This window comes from Dialister sp., from assembly GCF_036343215.1.
In the GTDB taxonomy this organism is placed as follows: domain Bacteria; phylum Bacillota; class Negativicutes; order Veillonellales; family Dialisteraceae; genus Dialister.
Window position 1 is genome coordinate 1 of record NZ_JAZASU010000005.1, and the last position, 18,908, is coordinate 18,908.

General features: G+C 47.0%; 16 protein-coding genes. 4 read left to right on the forward strand and 12 right to left on the reverse strand.

The annotated features are described in order from the left end of the window. Window positions 1–207: 207 nt before the first annotated feature. The 9 genes from VZT47_RS02780 to VZT47_RS02820 all read right to left on the reverse strand — a co-directional run bounded on the left by VZT47_RS02780 (window position 208) and on the right by VZT47_RS02820 (window position 8,783). Window positions 208–1,023 (reverse strand): hypothetical protein, encoded by an 816-nt coding sequence (locus VZT47_RS02780; RefSeq protein ID WP_330223460.1) that lies wholly within the window; start codon window positions 1,021–1,023, stop codon window positions 208–210. A 113-nt stretch (window positions 1,024–1,136) separates the two neighbouring features. Continuing rightward, window positions 1,137–1,607 (reverse strand): SsrA-binding protein SmpB, encoded by a 471-nt coding sequence (gene smpB, locus VZT47_RS02785; RefSeq protein WP_330223461.1) that lies wholly within the window; start codon window positions 1,605–1,607, stop codon window positions 1,137–1,139. 22 nt (window positions 1,608–1,629) lie between these two features. Beyond that, complete coding sequence (rnr, locus tag VZT47_RS02790; RefSeq protein WP_330223462.1) at window positions 1,630–3,672, reverse strand: ribonuclease R; 2,043 nt, start codon at window positions 3,670–3,672, stop codon at window positions 1,630–1,632. 139 nt (window positions 3,673–3,811) lie between these two features. After that, window positions 3,812–4,048 carry a preprotein translocase subunit SecG gene (gene secG / locus VZT47_RS02795; RefSeq protein WP_296953525.1) on the reverse strand — a complete coding sequence of 79 codons (237 nt, stop codon included), beginning with the start codon at window positions 4,046–4,048 and terminating at the stop codon, window positions 3,812–3,814. Window positions 4,049–4,203: 155 nt separating this feature from the next. Next, complete coding sequence (locus VZT47_RS02800; RefSeq protein ID WP_330223463.1) at window positions 4,204–4,716, reverse strand: NYN domain-containing protein; 513 nt, start codon at window positions 4,714–4,716, stop codon at window positions 4,204–4,206. Then, the gene (gene rlmB / locus VZT47_RS02805) at window positions 4,713–5,552 is read right to left on the reverse strand and encodes a 23S rRNA (guanosine(2251)-2'-O)-methyltransferase RlmB (protein WP_330223464.1); all 840 of its coding nucleotides are present in this window, start codon (window positions 5,550–5,552) and stop codon (window positions 4,713–4,715) included. Before rlmB ends, VZT47_RS02800 begins: the two co-directional genes overlap by 4 nt. After that, window positions 5,542–6,012 (reverse strand): Mini-ribonuclease 3, encoded by a 471-nt coding sequence (locus VZT47_RS02810; RefSeq protein WP_330223465.1) that lies wholly within the window; start codon window positions 6,010–6,012, stop codon window positions 5,542–5,544. The genes rlmB and VZT47_RS02810 overlap by 11 nt, the downstream gene beginning before the upstream one ends. After that, a complete protein-coding gene (cysS, locus tag VZT47_RS02815; RefSeq protein ID WP_330223466.1) occupies window positions 6,002–7,447 on the reverse strand; it encodes a cysteine--tRNA ligase in 1,446 nt (481 codons plus the stop codon). Before cysS ends, VZT47_RS02810 begins: the two co-directional genes overlap by 11 nt. A 592-nt stretch (window positions 7,448–8,039) precedes the next feature. After that, complete coding sequence (locus tag VZT47_RS02820) at window positions 8,040–8,783, reverse strand: NAD-dependent protein deacylase (protein WP_330223467.1); 744 nt, start codon at window positions 8,781–8,783, stop codon at window positions 8,040–8,042. Window positions 8,784–8,953: 170 nt separating this feature from the next. Here VZT47_RS02820 and VZT47_RS02825 point away from each other — a divergent pair, with 170 nt between their 5' ends. Next, window positions 8,954–9,517 carry an HDIG domain-containing metalloprotein gene (locus tag VZT47_RS02825; protein WP_330223468.1) on the forward strand — a complete coding sequence of 188 codons (564 nt, stop codon included), beginning with the start codon at window positions 8,954–8,956 and terminating at the stop codon, window positions 9,515–9,517. A 57-nt stretch (window positions 9,518–9,574) separates the two neighbouring features. On the opposite strand, the gene citC is transcribed toward VZT47_RS02825, so the two are convergent. From citC to VZT47_RS02840, 3 genes are all read right to left on the reverse strand, one after another. Beyond that, window positions 9,575–10,654 carry a [citrate (pro-3S)-lyase] ligase gene (gene citC, locus VZT47_RS02830; RefSeq protein ID WP_330223469.1) on the reverse strand — a complete coding sequence of 360 codons (1,080 nt, stop codon included), beginning with the start codon at window positions 10,652–10,654 and terminating at the stop codon, window positions 9,575–9,577. 218 nt (window positions 10,655–10,872) lie between these two features. Further along, window positions 10,873–12,246 carry a bifunctional folylpolyglutamate synthase/dihydrofolate synthase gene (locus VZT47_RS02835; RefSeq protein ID WP_330223470.1) on the reverse strand — a complete coding sequence of 458 codons (1,374 nt, stop codon included), beginning with the start codon at window positions 12,244–12,246 and terminating at the stop codon, window positions 10,873–10,875. Window positions 12,247–12,325: 79 nt separating this feature from the next. Beyond that, a complete protein-coding gene (locus VZT47_RS02840) occupies window positions 12,326–14,977 on the reverse strand; it encodes a valine--tRNA ligase (RefSeq protein ID WP_330223471.1) in 2,652 nt (883 codons plus the stop codon). Between the two features lie 668 nt (window positions 14,978–15,645). Between VZT47_RS02840 and VZT47_RS02845 the strand changes: the two genes are divergently transcribed. From VZT47_RS02845 to ptsP, 3 genes are all read left to right on the forward strand, one after another. Then, window positions 15,646–16,338: a TVP38/TMEM64 family protein gene (locus tag VZT47_RS02845; protein ID WP_330223472.1), complete on the forward strand. Its 693-nt coding sequence runs from the start codon at window positions 15,646–15,648 to the stop codon at window positions 16,336–16,338. A gap of 250 nt (window positions 16,339–16,588) precedes the next feature. Beyond that, complete coding sequence (locus tag VZT47_RS02850; RefSeq protein WP_330223473.1) at window positions 16,589–17,164, forward strand: cob(I)yrinic acid a,c-diamide adenosyltransferase; 576 nt, start codon at window positions 16,589–16,591, stop codon at window positions 17,162–17,164. 54 nt (window positions 17,165–17,218) lie between these two features. Further along, a complete protein-coding gene (gene ptsP / locus VZT47_RS02855) occupies window positions 17,219–18,853 on the forward strand; it encodes a phosphoenolpyruvate--protein phosphotransferase (protein ID WP_330223474.1) in 1,635 nt (544 codons plus the stop codon). Window positions 18,854–18,908 lie beyond the last annotated feature (55 nt).

Below are 18,908 nucleotides of genomic sequence, written 5' to 3' on the forward strand. Positions count from 1 at the left end.
CGGCCTTATATCCGGTTTCTGTTCGTAGGCTCGCAGTTTCGCTATGCGCTTCCTTCACTGCAAACATTACTGTTTACAGCTTGCGCTCCGCTACACTCGGCGACAAATACCTGTAACTGGACTTTCACCAGCTAGAATCGTACCATGCCCGGCACACTAAAAAAACAGCTGCTCTGGCAGCTGTTTTTTTGCGCATGATTATAGTTTTTATTCCTGTTCTACCACTTCAATGTCCCCATTCGCAAATGCTTCAGGGTAGGTGTAGTCGGCGGTCTTGTTTAAAAACTGAACTTTCATATGGCCTTCCGCAATTTCTGTAATAACGCCTTCTCCATAAAGCGGGGAAAGGACCATGGTACCGATCCCGAGATCGATATAATGGGTATTTCCGCGATGAGTCTCTTTGGCCTTATGAGGAACCACTTTCGGTGCTTCTTCCGGTTTCTTCTGTTCCGGAACCCGGTAAAGGCGGCCCCTGCCTTTGGGCTGGGTTTCTTTTTTTGCCTTCTTCGCTTCAGGGAAGGCGCTCTTCATAAGTTTTGAAGGAAGACCAAGGGGATAAAGAACATTTTCGCCGGTCTTTTCGTAAGTAACATAGACGCCCCGTTCCGTAATGCGGCTGACAAGTCCCTTTCCCAGTACCTCATCATTGACTTCAAGGCCGACAGTAACTTCCCTTTTGCCGCTTTTTTCGAATGTTTCCTTCTTTTGAGGGATATCTCCGGGCTGTACATCAAAGGTGAATACTTTCTTTTCCATAGGTTTCGCAGCAGCCGGAGTTCTATTTGCCGGTTTATCATGAAAATCCCGTTTTTTACGGGGAATGACTTTTTCTACGTCCCCAAAAGCCACGGTGATGCCGTCTTCGGTCACGCTGCGCACGATACCGACGCCCAGTTCTCTATCTACAAATTCAACACCCGGTTCGAGTTTTCTCTTTATAAAAGGACGGGAGCCTCCCTTTCTGTCTTTATGAAACGGTTTCCTGTTGTCCTTGTGAAAAGGTTTCTTTGATCTATCCATTTCTTTCTCCTTGCTAAAACACATATTTCTATCATTATACCAGCAATCGGATCGACTATAAAGGGAAAAAAGAAAAAGCGACGAAAAAGGGCAGATTTCCTGCCCTTTTTTCATTAACCCAGTCTTTGCTCTTTGATACGCCTGTCCAGATCTCTTTTGGCTGCTTTTTCAGCCATATCCTGCCGTTTGTCATACAGTTTCTTGCCGGTGGCAAGACCGATTTCAAGCTTGACTTTTCCATGATGGAAATACATTTTCAGCGGAACCAGCGTATAGCCTTTCGTTTTCAACTGGCCCTCTATTTTCATGATTTCCTTCTTATGGAGAAGAAGTTTCCTTGTCCGCAGGGGATCATGATTGAAAATATTTCCCTGTTCATAAGGACTGATATGGGCATTCCATAGATACGCTTCTCCTCTTTCAATTTTGGCGAAGCTGTCCCGAAGGTTCACCTTACCTGCACGGATGGATTTCACTTCCGTACCGGTCAGGGCGATGCCGCATTCGTAAGTATCGTGTATGAAATAATTATGACGGGCCTGCCGGTTCACGGATACCGGGGGCGCCGATTTTTCTTTAGCCATGAAAACCTCCTCTGCCGGGGAATTATCTCTTTCCCTTCCGTTTGGATTTTCCTTTTTTATTTTTCTTTTTCGAATGAGATTTGGAAGAAGAACGGGTCTTCTTTTCCAGATTCAGTGGTGAATGAATTTCCCCAAGGATGAAATCCACTTCTCTTCTTTCCTTGTCCGCCTTGACGAGGGTGACCCTGACCGGCATACCCATGGCATAGGTGGTACCGGAGAATCGGCCTTTCATGGTCATGGTATCTTCCTGGTAAATATATTCATCATCATCCATGGAATCCACATGGACAAGACCTTCCACTCCATTATCAAGACCCACAAATATGCCAAACCTTGTGACTCCCGTGATGCGTGCATCAAACGGTTCCCCAACAAAAGGCACCATGTATTCCGTCATCTTCAGGTCATCCACATCTCTTTCCGTTTCTGTGGCATTCTGCTCCATTTCCGAGCAGTGTTCCACGGCGCGGAGAAGGAATTCCGTCTGTTTCTTCCTGTCTGCTTTTGTCATTTCATCACAAAGGGCCTGGCGAATCAGCCGGTGTACCATGAGGTCCGGATAGCGGCGGATGGGGGATGTGAAATGGGTATAGCAGGTGCTGGCAATGCCGAAATGTCCATTATTATCAGTGCTGTAGCAGGCCTGGGGAAGGGACCGGAGCGTCATGACCTGAATGACTGCTTCAAAGTCTTTCCCTTTCGCAGATTCCAGAAGTTTCTGGATATCTGCGGGTTCCGGATCTTCCGGGATATGGATAGGAAGACCCATGATGGCGGCAAGCCTCTTCAGGGATGCCAGCTTTTCCGGATCCGGATGGTCATGGACACGGAATACGGAAGTATGCCCGGTGCTTTCCAGAAACCGTGCTACCGCCTCGTTGGCAGCAATCATGGCATCTTCGATCATTTTTTCCGAATCGCCGCGTATGATTTTCACAATACGGAGAGGGGTCCCCTCTTCATCAAGAACGATTTTGTATTCAGGAAAATCAAAATCAAGAGCGCCCCGGCGAGTCCTGTTATTTCGGAGAGCATCGGCACATTCCTTTAGATCCAGGAGCATGGGAAGGTGAACTTTCAAATCGTCCGGTGCCACACCTTCCGTGAATGCTTTATTGATTTCAGGATAATTACACCGTCTGGCGACACGTACAAGGGAAGGTGTAATGAGTTCTGTCTTTACTTCCCCATCCGGGGATACATCCATGATGCAGGACATGGCATATCGGTCCTCATCATGATTCAGGCTGCAGAGGTCATTGGAGAGCTGGAAAGGAAGCATGGGGATGACACGATCTGCGAGATAGACACTGGTCCCTCTGGCATAGGCCTCGTCATCAAGAAGAGTTCCCTTCTTCACATATCTGGATACATCAGCAATATGAACTCCGAGCTCGAAATGCCCGTTTTCTTTCTTTTTACAATAGACCGCATCGTCAAGATCTTTGGAGTCAGGGCCATCGATAGTGACAATAGGCACATCCCTGAAATCTTTTACTCCTTCTTCAGGCATGATTGCACGGGGCAGGCTGTCGGCTTCCTTCATCAGTTCATCAGAAAACTGATGACGCAGCCGGTGCTGTGCGATGATGATATCGATATCGATTCCTTTATCTCCTTTATAGCCGATAATTTCGGTTACCCGGCCTTCCGCATCCGTCCATTCCCCGGGCCAGCGGGTGACTTCCACCATGACCCTGGCCCCGGTGGTAGCTCCCATTTCCTGTCCTTCAGGAATGACGATGACCATATTCACTTTTTCATCGATCGGAACAGCTTCTCCTCCGCCTTCCACCATCTCGTAGGTGCATACGAAAGAATCATTTGCTCTTTCCACAACCCGGAGAATCCGGCCCTCCGTATTATGCCTGCCGGTTTCCCCGGCAATTGTCTTTACTTCTACAATATCATTATTAACCGCGTTCAGATGATCTCTATCTGCAATATACACATCCTCATGATCCTCATCGGTCAAAAGGAAGCCGAACCGGGATCCATAGGATTTATAAGTTCCCTGAAGAATCACGCCCGGCTTATAGGGTAAAAGTTCTTTCTTCTCCATTTACTGCTCCTCTATTTCAATCAATTTCTTATTCAGGATGAAAATAAACTGTTCTTCTTTAACTGTACATGAAATAAAAACATGGTGCAAGTATAAATTAAAAAAAGGCCTGCTTTTAGCAAGCCTCTTTCCTTCTTGGTCAGAAAGTATTCATATATCTTCCCAGCACAAGACAGAGTACGGCAAAAATGACGCCGGATACCATGGTAAACTTGGAGAGAACTGCGTCCTTGCCGCGAGTCTGACCGTTATTTCCATTTTCCGTGCCGCCCCCGATAGCGGTTCCCATACCTGCCTGTTTCGATTCCTGGGCAACAACAACAACGATCAGGAACAGGGAAACAATCAGTGTTAATCCAATCAAAACGTACTTCACTCTAAATCCTCCTCTAAAGCCGTATGAGACTGTATCGTACAGCTGCCACGATTTAATCAAGCCAATAATCAAGCTTTATTTTATACTACCCGGTGAATTCAGTCAACAGGGAAATTCAATCTTTCTGCCATCCGTAAGAGCATTCCTGATTTCCCTTATTTTCCCGTCCTTAGTTTATTCAGTTTTTCCTGCACGGAGGAGGGAATGGCCATGCCGATTTCACTTCGAAGATTGGCCCTGTTATTGTGGCTGATGAACGTATTCTGCGCCTTCTTATCCTCATTCATGGCCCTGAAAAGATCGGCTACCGCCACCCGATACGCGCCATTACCAAGGACCTGGCTCTGCTCTGCTCCGTCAGAAGTTACCACGAAAATATGGCGGTATTCATCCCTCCTGACATATGATTCCTTTTCAATATAGCTGTCCGCCGTCATGCGGCTTGGCGTAAATACAACGGAAAATGATTTCGTGATGGTTTCTTTTCTGGCCTTGATAGACTGTCCCTGACCATCGAAAACGACGATGACCTCAATATTGTTATGAGCGCCGTAATCCTGCATCAGGTCGATGAGTTTCTTGCGGCTTGATTCCAAATCATCCCGGTCAAAGACATCTGGCATCCAGAATATGACATTATATCCGTCAACCAGGTATAAATCTCTCATAAAGAGCTCCTTTGCCTTACTGCTTCATAAATGAGAAGTGCTGCTGCTACAGAGACATTCAGGGAGGAAACCTTACCGCTCATAGGAATTCGTACACAGAAATCACACATCTTTCGAGTGAGCTGACCTACGCCCTTCCCTTCGGCTCCCATGACAATGACGATAGGTCCTTTCAGATTGGCATCGAAATAAAGACTTTCCCCGTCCATATCTGCGCCAACCACCCAGAACCCTTTCGATTTCAGATATTCCAGGGTCTGCCTGATATTCCCGGTCTGACAGACAGGAAGATAAGCAAAAGCGCCGGCCGCAGTCTTCATGGCGGCTGCCGTTACCGGAGGACTTTTATGTTTCGGCAGAAGTACTGCCGCTGCTCCTGCACACTCGGCAGTGCGGACAATAGCTCCCAAATTGCGGACATCTTCCAGCCCATCAAGAAGCACGAGAATAGGCGACTTTCCTTCCCAGTCGGAAAGTACTTGATCCAGGTCAGCAAATTCATAAGGTTTCAAAAGGGCCCCGATGCCCTGATGAATGACACCTCCTGACAACTGATCCAGCTTTTCCTCTTCCACTTCTACCATGGGCACATGAGATTTTTCTGCCCGACTGATGATGGAAATAAGGCGGTCATCTTTTTTGCCGGCCTTCACGAACAGTTTCTGAATGGCACCGCTTGTCAAAAATTCGGCAACACTGTTGCGCCCGCAGATCCACAAAGGCTGGGCCGGTGCGGCGGCATGGGAAATCCGGCGGTTCTTCCTCTGCGGTTTTTCCCGCCGTTTCTCGCTTTCCTGCAGGACTTTTCCGGATAGTCTCTCCTTATCAGTTCTCATGACTCATTTCCCCTGCCAGATATTTCAAACTTCTTTCCATCAGGAAATCCAGTCTCTCTTCATTTCCCGATAGTTTCAGATAACCGAGGAGAGCCTCAAAAGCCGTGGATTCCCGGTATTCTTCCACAGTTGCGCTTTTCGGTACATGGGAATTCGTATTTCTTGCCCTCTTGCAGACCTTGAGCTCCCGCTCATTCAAAAGCTCCATGATTTCAAAAAGGATACGGCTCTGCCAGCGGGCAGAAACCATTTCGGAAGCAAGACTGTTTAATATCTGCACATTATAAATGCCCGTGTCGATAAGCACTTTCCTGATAAAGAAAGACCAGCATACATCTCCCATATAGGCCAGTGTCAGGGCATCCATGGCAAAGACTTCCTGTTCACTCAGTACAGGAGAATCTTTTCCGATTTTATGGGCCATCTGCTTCTTCAGAAAGAGGACTCTTTTAAACTCCACGCTTTTTCCACCTTGCCCCTGTTGGCGTATCTTCAATGATGATACCAATTTCACCCAGTTTATCGCGAATCTCATCAGCCAGTTTGTACTGTTTTGCTTTCCTTGCAGACTGGCGGACTTCCAGAATCACGCTCATCAGGTCATTGTAGTCTTTATCATCGTAAGCATCCCGCTTCTTCCATTCCTTTTCAAGGATGCCGAGAATATCCAGGATGGTCTTGAATGCCTTTCCCGCCTTTTCAAAGGATGCCTTGTCAAAACCGGCCCCGTTATGAACTTCATTGTAATAAACGTTAATCGCCTTTGCCAGATCAAACATGGCGCCCGTCGCAAGGCCTGTATTGAAATCATCATCCATGGCCTCGTGGAAGACTTTCATATCCTCTTCGGCTGATTTAACAAGTGCCCCGGAAGCTTCCGTGATTTCATTTCCTTCTTTAGCGGAAAGTTCCTTGACCCTGGCAATGACGTCTTTCAGCTTATCCATATTCTTTTCTGCTTCTTCCAGACGGTCATCAGAGAAGTCAAGCGGGCTCCTGTAATGGGTAGACAGCAGGAAATAACGGAGCGCATCACCGGAATATTTCTCAAGCACATCTTTGGCAAGGAAGAAATTATTCAGGGACTTGCTCATTTTTTCGGAATTGATGGTAATGAAGCCATTGTGGAGCCAGTAGTCCACGAAATGGCAGCCGGTGCAGCCTTCAGACTGGGCAATCTCATTTTCATGATGCGGGAAAATCAGGTCGGATCCGCCGCCGTGGAAATCAAAATTCTTTCCAAGATAGTGAATGGACATGGCAGAGCACTCAATATGCCAGCCCGGACGGCCTTTACCCCAGGGGCTTTCCCAGAATGGTTCACCCGGTTTTGCCGCCTTCCAGAGGGCAAAGTCCCCCGGATTTTTCTTTTCATCATTCACTTCGATGCGGGCACCTGCCAGCATATCTTCGATTTTCCTGCCCGAGAGCTGCCCGTAATGTTCAAAAGTGGAAATATCGTAATACACATCGCCGCCAAGGACATAGGCATGACCCTTTTCGATCAGGGTTTCGACCATATGGATGATATCCTTCATGTGTTCGGAAACGCGGGGATATACATTGGCCCGGCGTACATGAAGGGCATCCATGACCTTGAAATAAGCATCGATATAGCGGTCGGAAATCGTTTTCCAGTCAGAGCCTTCCGCATTGGCCTTATTAATGATCTTGTCATCCACATCGGTAAAGTTCTGTACAAAAGTCACTTTATAACCGATATATTCCAGATACCGGCGGATGACGTCCCAGGTCACGGCCGGGCGGGCGTTGCCGATATGCGGATGATTATAAGGCGTTACGCCGCAGACGTAAATTTTAGCTTCTCCCGGCGTCACGGGCTTGAATACTTCTTTTTCCTTTGTCAGTGTGTTGTAAACTTTAATTTCTTCCATTTCTATTCCCCCAATTACTGAGTGATTATGTAAACCATCTGGCCTGCTGCCAGAATCATGATGAACAGGAACCGATAATACCCATAGAAAAAGCCGCCGCCTCACAGAGACGGTGGCCCGTTATCCACTCTGTCGGCATAAGCCGCTCCATGTTTTTATCGCAAACTTACGGAAAAGGATACTTTCATTTCCCCTTTTCAGCTCACAAAGGCATTTCCCGAAAGGTCAACGGACATTTCCACCATCCATGTCCTCTCTGAAGGATTACTCCCGGTACTTCTTTTGTTCATCGCCTGTTATGGTAAGCACAGCAGCTGACCTGGCTTTTGACCCCACACCCGCCTGCTGGAGCTTTCGCTACCCGGTGTCTTCCTCTCACTACTCACCCTCTCGGTTTTCCCGGCAGGACTTACTTCTAAACCGCACCATGCTCAGCAGAAATTTTTTCTGCGTTACGTGGATCGCTTTGGCTGCGACTACCATCGACTTTCAGCCACAGACCTGCAATGCTTATTCATTATTATAGATGAGTCAGACGGAAACTGTCAATATCGAATTCTAAAGGATACCCGCCAGTTCTCTGGAAAATCCCTCAGCCAAGAGCTTCCACAGCATCCCCCAGCACTTTTCCTACGCTGTCATGGAATACAAGGCTGCAGTCTTTATCCCGGGGCGTCGGGTCCTGATTGATCATGACAAGGGCATCCCCGCCAAAGTAGCTGATAAATCCTGCCGCCGGATAAACTACAAGACTTGTGCCGCCGATAATCAGCATATCCGCATGCTCTATTTCAAAAAGGGCATCCTCAATGGTATTCGTATCCAGGGATTCTTCATAAAGCACTACATCCGGTTTGACAATGCCGCCACAGGAAGGGCAATGCGGAACCGGTCCGGGAAGATTCATGAATTCGTAAAGATTATATGATTTCCCGCAGCACTGACAGGTATTTCTCAAAATGGAACCATGAAGCTCCATCACATTTCTGCTGCCCGCTTTCTGGTGAAGGCCGTCAATATTCTGAGTCACTACGCCCCGGAGTTTCCCTATCTCTTCCAGTTTAGCCAGGGCATAGTGGGCCCGGTTTGGCTTTGCCTGCATCATTCCCTCATTCATGGTGCGGAACATGGTAAAAAATTCATTTGGATGTTCTTCGTAAAAATGGTGAGAAAGCATTTCCTCCGGCGTCCAGGGCAGGTTGTTCTTCTGGCGATACAATCCGTTTTTTCCACGAAAATCAGGAATATTGGATTCCGTGGAGACCCCGGCGCCTCCAAAGAATACGATGCGGCTATGCCCTTTCAGCATTTGAACCAGTTTTTCCATAGGGCTCATGATATCCCTCCTTTTATATTGATTTCTATTTTTATTTTATCATGGCTCCATTTAAAAATGAATTTTCATCTCAAAAAGGCCTCGCGCTTATCCATTTTTTGACCTGCCATATTGACAACGATTTTTTTATGGCCTATTCTAAAAACAATCATCAAATAAGGAGGAATTGTATGAGTCAGCTAACTCTTGCCAAAGCAAAAGAAATTCTGCCCAAATTCACGACAGAAGATCATTTATTTACCCACGCCATTGCCGTCAGCGCAGCCATGGGAGCCATGGCTGAACATTTTGGAGCCGACAAAGACCACTGGGAAGCCATCGGTTATCTCCATGACGTGGATTACGAAAAATTTCCCAATGAACACTGCCATCACGTCCGTGAATTTCTGGCACCGGAAGGCGTGGACGAAGAAGATATCAAAACCATTATTTCCCACGGCTGGGGACTCTGCACCGATGAAGTAGAACCGACTACGGATATCGAAAAAAGCCTTTTCACCGTAGATGAACTGACCGGGGTAGTCATGGCCTATGCTCTCATGCGTCCGGAAGGCATTACGGGCATGGAACTGAAAGGTCTGAAGAAAAAATTCAAGGACAAGCGTTTTGCGGCAGGCTGCAACAGGGACGTCATTAAGCAGGGATTTGCCATGCTCGGTCTGGACCAGGGAATCGTGATGCAGGCATGTATTGATGGCATGACAGCTCATAAAGATGAACTGGGGCTGAAATAATACAAATAAAAAAGAGACAGGATTCTAAAATTCCTGCCTCTTTTTTCATTTGATTTTTTATTTCTGAGCTGCTTTTTCAGCCTTCAGTTTTGCTTCCATTTCCTTGAAAGCTTCGGTCATCTTGATTTTGCGGATCACGGCCTGTCCGGCTTCGCTCTTCAGGTAAATCAGCGTTGTCTTTGGCACCATACGGTAAACCGTTTCCCAGTCATCTTCCGCCAGAGCTTTGCGGACGGAGGATGCGGAAACGATCTGGTTTCCTTTCTGCTCCCTCGGTATTTCTTTCAGTTCAATACCATTTTCGGCAAATACTTCTCTCATGGCATTATTGTAGGCCAGGGTGGTCTTATCGGTCGGTTCCTCCCCTACGAAGCGAACCGTGATATTGAGGGCCGGAGCAATACGGGTGGCAAAAACGGTGGCATCCAGCTTTGTCTGGGCAGCCAGTTCATCGGTACCTTTGATGAAATAGGTTGGGAAGGTGGCATTGGAAATAATGAAATCGCCGCCGCTGATGACTTCTACCCCTTTCATATCCCGAACCCCCTGTTTAATCAGGGAGAACCGGTCAGAGAACGGAAAAATGGAACGATCTTCCTGGACGGCAAAGATGATAACTTCATCGCAGTTGTTATGGGCATATTCTACAAGGCTTCTGTGCCCCAGTGTAAATGGGTTGCAGTTCATCACGATGGCCCCGCGGTTTTTGCCTTCTCCTGTCCCCAGAATGGAACGCACCCTGGAAAGATAATCTTCCAGCGTATCCGTACCCCGTTCCAGAAGAGCCGCATAAGGTTCGGCAACTGCCACACATTTAAAGCCCATATGCTCGAAAACCGGCACATTCTTTGGTTTCGTGAAAATCTGGTTGCCCGTAATCCCCCGGCGATTGGATTCCCCCTGCAGATTTCGGATAATCCTGCGGGTGAGTCCCTTCTTCTGATAATCTTTACGAATTGCGATATCCCTCATGACGCGGCCGCCAAGCGATCCGGTGCCAATCAGCTGCCCGTCATCAAAAAGCCCCATGGTGTAATCGATATTGCCGGTAAAGGTTAAATCAAATTCTTTCAGGAATTCAATAATTTTTGCTTTTTCCGATGGATCGGTAAGAAATATTTCATGTTCCGTAATCATAAGAAAGCCTCCTGTTGAAATGCTGAAATCAGTTCAAGTGCCCCGGTATCTTATACTTTCAGATTTGCAGGGCACACATACTCTGTTCAAGCTTATTATAACATGGCAATACTCCATCGAAAAGAGCAATTAGAACTTTATATCATATTTTAATGAAACTTTCTCATAGATAAAAACAATGAAAAAAAACAGGACCCTTTGCAGATCCTGTTTTTTCATTATTTATCCTGTTTCGTTTCTTCAGCCTTCGTACTTTCCGTTTCCTGCTGTTTTGCCGCCATTTCTTTTTCTTCAATGAAACGGATGGCCTCTCCAAGAATATAGAGAGAACCGCAGACAAGGACAATATCCTCTTTTTTAGCTGTTTTCGCAGCTGCTTCCAAAGCTTCCCTGACGGATGGTTCTTCATGGAACTCAGCCTTAATATGCTGGGCTTCAATCATATCTCCGATTTCCTTTGTCTTCCTGGTACGCGGTGTCGGAGCTTCGCAGGCAAATACGATATCGTCCTTGCGGACAAGCATCTGGATGACTGTTTCCGTATCCTTGTCGGCCAGAGATGTAAATACAAGAAGTCGGCGATTCTTCGGATACTGTTCCTGCAACGCTTCCTGGAGAGCTTCAGCACCAGCAGGATTATGAGCTCCATCAAGGACATATGTCACATCATGGATCGTATGGATTTCAAAACGTCCCTGCCAGTTTGTCCGGGCCAGGCCTTCGCGAAGATCATTTTCATTGATTCGCTGGTCCTGTTTCATGATGATGGAAAGTGCCATGGTCGCCACTGCCGCATTGACTGCCTGATGGGCGCCCACAAAAGGAACATAAAGAAGGCTGTCTTCCAGTTCCTTAGGCAAATCTTTGCGTTTCAGGGTCATGACCTGTCCATTCTGCCATCTCTGACGGGCAGAGATTTCAAAATCCCTGCCATAGAAATAGATGCGGGATTTCTTTTCATGGGCTTCTTTTTTCAGCTGCTTCAAAGCCACATGCTGGGCCGCGGTGACTACAGGAATGCCTTCCTTGATAATTCCAGCTTTCTGGTGAGCAATTTCCTGCAGCGTATTTCCCAGATATTTCATATGGTCCATAGCCACATTGGTAATGACGGAAACTACCGGCAGAATGACATTGGTGGAATCATAAAGACCGCCCATGCCCACTTCCATGACTGCATAGTCCACTTTCTGTTCTTTGAAATACCAGAAAGCCATTGCCGTGAGAAGTTCAAATTCTGTCGGCGCTTCTACTCCATCTGACACCACTTTTTCTGACGCTTCACGGACTACAGAAGCTGCCTTTGCAAAATCTTCGCGGGAAATATCATGGCCTCCCACATAGATCCGTTCCGTGTAGTTGATGAGATGAGGGGAAACATAACGGCCGATACGGAGAGTCGCATTTTCAAGTACACTTGTAATCATGGCTACGACACTGCCCTTGCCGTTTGTTCCGGTAACATGAATGACTTTATAAGCCAGTTCCGGATGGTCAAGTTTTTCAAGCATGGCCTTTATGCGTTCAAGACCCGGTTTGATGCCGAAGGATGCAGCCTGTTCCAGCCAGGCTGCGGATTCTTCATAATTCATATTTTCTCCTTTACATAAGAAGTCCTCCCTGCCATGAAAACATGGCGAGGGAGTCATCTTTCTGATTTTCTCAGATAAATTAGAGCTGGTTCAGGAAATCGAGACGTTCATTGAGGGATTTCATCTTTTCCTCGAATTCAGCCAGTTTCGTTTTTTCTTTTTCAACCACTGGTGCCGGCGCTTTGGCGAGGAAGCCTTTATTTTTCAGTTTTCCGGAGGTACGGGCGATTTCCTTTTCCAGAGCCGCCTTGCTCTTTTCGATACGTTCCTTTTCTTTTGTTATATCAATCAGGCCCTTCAGTTCCAGATAAACTTCCATACCGGTAACCACTGTGGTCAGTGCATTTTCCGGTTTCGGTGCTCCTGCTGCCAGAAGAGTAATCTTTTCCACATGGCCCAGTTTTTCAAAGTAATCTTCATGGGAGGTGACGCAGTCTTTCAGGTCGTCTCTCAAGATGGAAAGCTGGATATGGCACATCTTGTTCGGGGCCACATTGGCTTCAGCCCGCATATTTCGAACAGCTTTGATGGAATCCATGATTCTTTCAAACTGCTCAGCTTCTTCAGGGAAACGAAGGTTTTCATCGGCAGTCGGCCAGGGAGCCCGGGCCAGGATCTTTCCTTCATGGGGCAGGTGCTGCCAGAGGTGTTCGGTAATGAACGGCATAAACGGATGGAGAAGTGCCAGCATGCGGGTCAGGGTATAGACGAGGACATACTGATTGACTTTGCGGTCCGTGTTATGTTCGCCATAAAGACGGGGCTTGGAGGTTTCGATATACCAGTCGCAGAAATAGTTCCAGGCAAAGTTATAAATGGAATCGGCCGCTTCGCCAAGTTCGTATTTATCCAGGTTGGTGCTGACATAATCTTCTGTAGCAGCCAGACGGTCAAGGATCCATTTGTCCGCCAGAGTGAACTGGTCTTTGGACGGTATGAAATCCTTATCATAGTCTTCCAGGTTCATAAGGGTGAACTTGGTGGCATTCCACAGTTTATTGGCAAAGTTTCTATTGCCTTCTACCTTTTCATAGTAGAAGCGCATATCATTACCCGGGGTATTGCCCGTAACCAGGGTAAAGCGGAGGGCATCAGCGCCATACTTGTCAATGACTTCCAGCGGATCGATACCGTTTCCAAGGGATTTACTCATCTTTCTCCCCTGGGAATCGCGGACAAGGCCATGAATGAAAACGTATTTGAACGGGATTTCATGCATGAATTCCATGGACATGAACATCATGCGGGCAACCCAGAAGAAAATGATATCATAGCCGGTGACCATGGTGGAGGTCGGATACCACTGGTTCAAAACCGGGGTCTTGTCAGGCCATCCCATGGTGGAGAATGGCCAGAGAGCAGAGGAGAACCAGGTATCGAGAACATCGGGATCCTGATGGATATGGGAAGAGCCGCACTTCGGGCAGACTGTCAAATCTGTGCGGGATGCACTGGTTTCGCCGCAGTCATCGCAGTACCATACCGGGATACGATGACCCCACCAGAGCTGACGGGAAATACACCAGTCATGGATGTTTTCCAGCCACTGGATATAGGTACGGGAGAATCTTTCCGGCACGAATTTGGTTTTTCCGGAAGTAACGGCATCCATAGCCGGGCCGGCGAGAGGTTTCATCTTGACGAACCACTGCTTTGTGGTCATCGGTTCAACAACGGTCTTGCAGCGGGAGCAGTGACCTACGGCATGCTTTGTTTCTTCAATTTTTACGAGAAGGCCGGCATTTTTGAAATCTTCAATAATGGCCTTTCTGCATTCATAACGGTCCATGCCATTGTATTTTCCTGCTTTTTCATTCATGGTACCGTCTTTATTCATGATAACGATGGTTTCCAGATTATGGCGCTGGCCCACTTCAAAGTCGTTGGGGTCATGGGCCGGGGTAATTTTTACACAGCCGGTACCATAGGCCATATCTACATAATCATCGGCAATAATTGGGATTTCCCGGTCCGTGGTGGGGAGCTTCACCATCTTGCCCACGAGTTTCGTGTATCGCTCATCATTTGGATTGACAGCCACGGCGGTATCGCCGGGGATGGTTTCCGGACGGGTGGTGGCAATCTGGACATAACCGTCTTCACCAGCAATAGGATAGTTGAAATACCAGAGATGTCCCACTTCATCTTCGTGTTCGACTTCAATATCAGAAAGGGCGGTCTGGCAGCGGGGGCACCAGTTGGTGATACGGAATCCCTGATAAATCAGTCCTTTTTCATAGAGGGAAACGAAGACTTCCCGGACAGCCCGGGCACAGACATCGTCCATGGTAAACCGTTCTCTCTTCCAGTCGCAGGAAGAACCAAGTCTGCGAATCTGGAGGCCGATACGGTTTCCGTATTTTTCTTTCCACTGCCACACGCGGTCCAGAAATTTTTCACGACCAAGGTCATATTTGTTGAGTCCTTCTTCGGCAATCTGCTTTTCTACCTTGACCTGGGTGGCGATGCCGGCATGGTCTTTGCCCGGGAGCCAGAGCACGTTATAGCCCTGCATCCTCTTGTAACGGATCAGGATATCCTGAAGTGTATTGTCCAGGGCATGGCCCATGTGCAGCTGTCCGGTTACGTTTGGCGGAGGAAGAACGATGCTGTACGGTTCTTTCTCCGGCTCCGGTTCATCATGAAATACGTCATTGTCCTCCCAGAATTTGTACCATTTCTGTTCAATTGCGGCGGGATCATATTTTCCAAGATCTTCAAAGTCTGCCATATTTTTCACTCCTAAAATAAAAAATCTCCTTCATCCCTATAGGACGAAAGAGTGCTTCCGCGGTACCACCTAAATAATCATAAATGATCTCTCATTTGCGTATAACGTGCGCCACGGGCTTACTGCCGGCTCAGGGGTGACCCGCTGTTTCTTCATTACCGCCTCTCACCTGCCGGCAGCTCTCTGAAAATAAATCCGCAGCTTCTTCCCATCTTTGCCTCTATGTATATGAAGTTATAATAGCAGGATTTATCCATAAAAGCAAGGACCATTTTTATTTCCATCTTACAGGAAATAAAATTTTCTGTCCTTCGTCTTTCCTGTCCTTCGTCTTTCCTGTCCTTCGTCTTTCCTGTCCTTCGTCATTTTCTAAAGGCATGAGTGTTCTTTGTTTAAAATCATACAGCACGGATGGGAATGAATCGCAGAAAAGTCAGAAAATATCGGAATATTCTTCGCACATAGTGTACTATGCATGTTGGCAAATGCCCCTCGTTTGTATTATAATAGGTTGGAAAAAGTGAATTTTCAAGAACTTTACGTGTTGATGACAGACATTTACTTTGCTGCTGACGATTATTTCTTTGTGCGTTCAATTATGCAGACCGGTTCCCATGGGCCTGCGATAACCGTTACGGCTTCTTTTGCGTGGCCAAAAGGATAAAAATATGATTGACAAATATAAAAAGGTGATCGGTTTCCTGATCCTTGTTGTTGCTGCCATCATATCCTTTTATGCCGTCCGTACGTTTTATCCGGAATTTTATCATCAGATTCTTCATCTGACTATGGCCGGAGACGTAGATGGTCTGGGAGATTACATTTCTTCCTTCGGATATGGTGCCTTCCTGGTAAGTATCGGGCTGCTTGTTTTCTGCAATGTCTTTGGCATTCCCACCATTCCCTTTCTCACGGTGAACGGAGCCCTTTTCGGGCTGCTGCCGGGGATTCTTATTTCCTGGGTCGGTGAAGTCGCGGGCATTGAAATCAGCTTCCATATCGGCCGTATTTTCTTCAGGAAAGAGGCTCGCGGGCTGATAGAAAAGAAACATATGCTTACCAAGCTGGATAAATACAGCTGCGTGAAGCATATGGCCATGGCCAGAGCCATCCCCTATTCTCCCAATATTCTTTTTACCGCCCTTGCCGTCCTCACAAAGCTCACAAGCCGGGAACATCTGAAAGCCACATTAATCGGTAAAATTCCTTCCGTTATCGTAGAAGTATGGCTGGGACACGACCTGATTTATTTCTCGGAACATGGCATACGTTTCATTGTACTTCTTTTCCTGCTTATAGCAGGATGTATCATCCGTAAAATGTATAAGAAACATGGTTTCTTCAATAACCGTTGTCTGTGAAAGAGTCTTGAATTGAAATATTCGGGACTCTTTTTTTAACAGAAAATTTACGATCCTCTGCTATGATGCCCCAAGACAGATTTTCCTGTTTTGAGCAGGCGGACTATTTATCACTTTCTCTATATTTCTGAATATTGTATAATATATGAGCAGCTATAAAAATGAATTATAGATATTGCTGAGTTTAATGCCTTTTAATCATATAATTTTCAAGCGGTTAAAATTATTTTCTTTCTGACGGGAGCTCAAAATGAAAGGATTTATTGAAGTTTATACAGGTGACGGGAAAGGGAAAACCACAGCTGCCATCGGTCTTGCTATCCGTGCTATCGGCGCAGGGAAAAAGGTATGCATTATCCAGTTCATGAAGTCTCTTGCCTATTCCGAACAACAGATACTGAAGAATCTTCCCGGTATCACACTGATTACTCTTGGGAAGCCCTATTTTATTGCTAAAGAAGGTATGTTGACCGATGAGGAGATCAAGGCCTGGGGAGATAAACTGGTCGTGTACCCTGCCGGTCATCCTCCGAAGGACTATAGAAACATGGTGCTGAAAGGTATCGATGATGCCGTGAAAGCCGTCTCCGGTTCCTATGATGTGGTCATCCTTGATGAATATAATATGGCATGCTGGTATGAGCTGGCCACCGATGAGGATACGAAGCGGATTCTTTCCGCCCGGAAAGAAAATGTGGAACTCGTCTTTACCGGCCGAAATGCCCCGGAAGCAGTTCTTGATGCTGCTGATCTCATTACGGAGATGAAAAAAATCAGACATTATTACGATAAAGGAATTATGGGAAGGAAAGGAATTGAAAATTGACCCCTTCCCCGAATCCCGAACGATTCGCCTTCAAAATGAAAGGATTTGACATACATGGAAAAAATCACAGGCAAAAGTATTGCCGGACTGGTCACAATTGGACCGCTCCGCATTTTCAGAAGGAAAGGATTTGACGTCAAAGAGAAAAAAGTGGAGCGGCCGGAAACAGAAGTTGCCCGTTTCGACTCCGCCAGAAATGCAGCGGCTGCCAGGATGAAGGAATTCTATCAGGAAGCGGTCTCACGGGTAGGCCTTGACAACGCGGCTATTTTCAAAATTTACCAGCAGATGCTGACTTCCTCTGAATTTATCGATTCCGTTCGTGCCATGATCAGGAATCAGAGCATCAATGCAGAAGCTGCCGTAGCACAGGCTGAAAAGAATTTTTCCGAGGTTTATGGCACAGATACTGATGCTTACATGGTATCCCATATTTCCGATATCCGGGAAATCGCCCGCATTCTTTTACGCACGCTTTGCCAGAAAAAGGCTCTCCTTGCCGGCGATGAGCCCTGCATTCTCTATGCCGATGATCTGACCCCGAATGAAACCATCCAGATGGATACCGGTAAGATTCTTGGCTTTATCACAAAAGAAGGCACCCCTGCCTCCCATACCGCAATTCTGGCCAGGGCCCTGGGAGTTCCTGCCATTGTATCCACAGGAATAGATATCGATGATTCCTACGATGGTAAAACGGCCGTTATTGACGGTTTTACCGGTACTGCCTATCTGGAGCCAACGGAAGGAATTCTTTCCGTAATGAAAGGGAAGCGGGACCAGAGTATCCGTCTTAAAGAACTTCTGCAGCAGCTGAAAGGCCTGCCAAGCGTGACGAAGGATGGCAAAAAGGTGGAAATCGCTGCCAATGTTTCTTCTGCCTCTGATCTGGCTGCAGTTCTCAAAAATGATGCAGAAGGCATCGGTCTTTTCAGAAGTGAATTTATCTATATGGGAAGAGAGTCCCTTCCTGACGAAGAAGAGCAGTTCAATATTTACAAACTTGCCCTGGAAACCATGGCGGGCAAACGGGTCATCATCCGAACCCTCGATATTGGCGCTGACAAAGAGGTTTCCGCTTTTCATCTGCCAGAAGAAGAAAACCCGGCCCTGGGGCTTCGGGCCATCCGCATCTGCCTGAAGCATCCGGATATTTTCAAGACCCAGCTTCGTGCCATTCTCCGTGCCAGCGCCTATGGCAGGGCCGCTGTCATGTTCCCCCTCATCACTTCGGTCTGGGAGGTATGGAAGGCAAAAGAAATCCTCAATGAAGTGAAAATGGAACTTGATAAAAAAGGAATCGCCTACGATCATCATATGGAAGTGGGCATCATGATTGAAACCCCGGCAGCTGCCCTCATCAGTGACAAACTGGCAAAGGAGGTGGACTTCTTCTCCATCGGCACCAATGACCTTTCCCAGTATACTCTTGTAGTAGACCGGACAAGCCGCATACTTTCTGAATTCTTCAACCCCTATCATCCGGCCGTGATGAAGCTGATCCGGATGACGGTGGAAAATGCCCATAAGGAAGGCATCTGGGCCGGTATCTGCGGGGAACTGGGTTCAGATCTTTCCATGACCGAGACATTTCTCCGCATGGGCGTCGATGAATTCTCCGCAGCCCCCTATTCTATCCTTCCGCTCAGGAAGCAGGTCCGTTCCCTGAACCTTTCAGAAAAGAAATAAGATTCAATCAATCGCATCATAAAAGCCATGAAGGGCATCCTTCATGGCTTTTGCT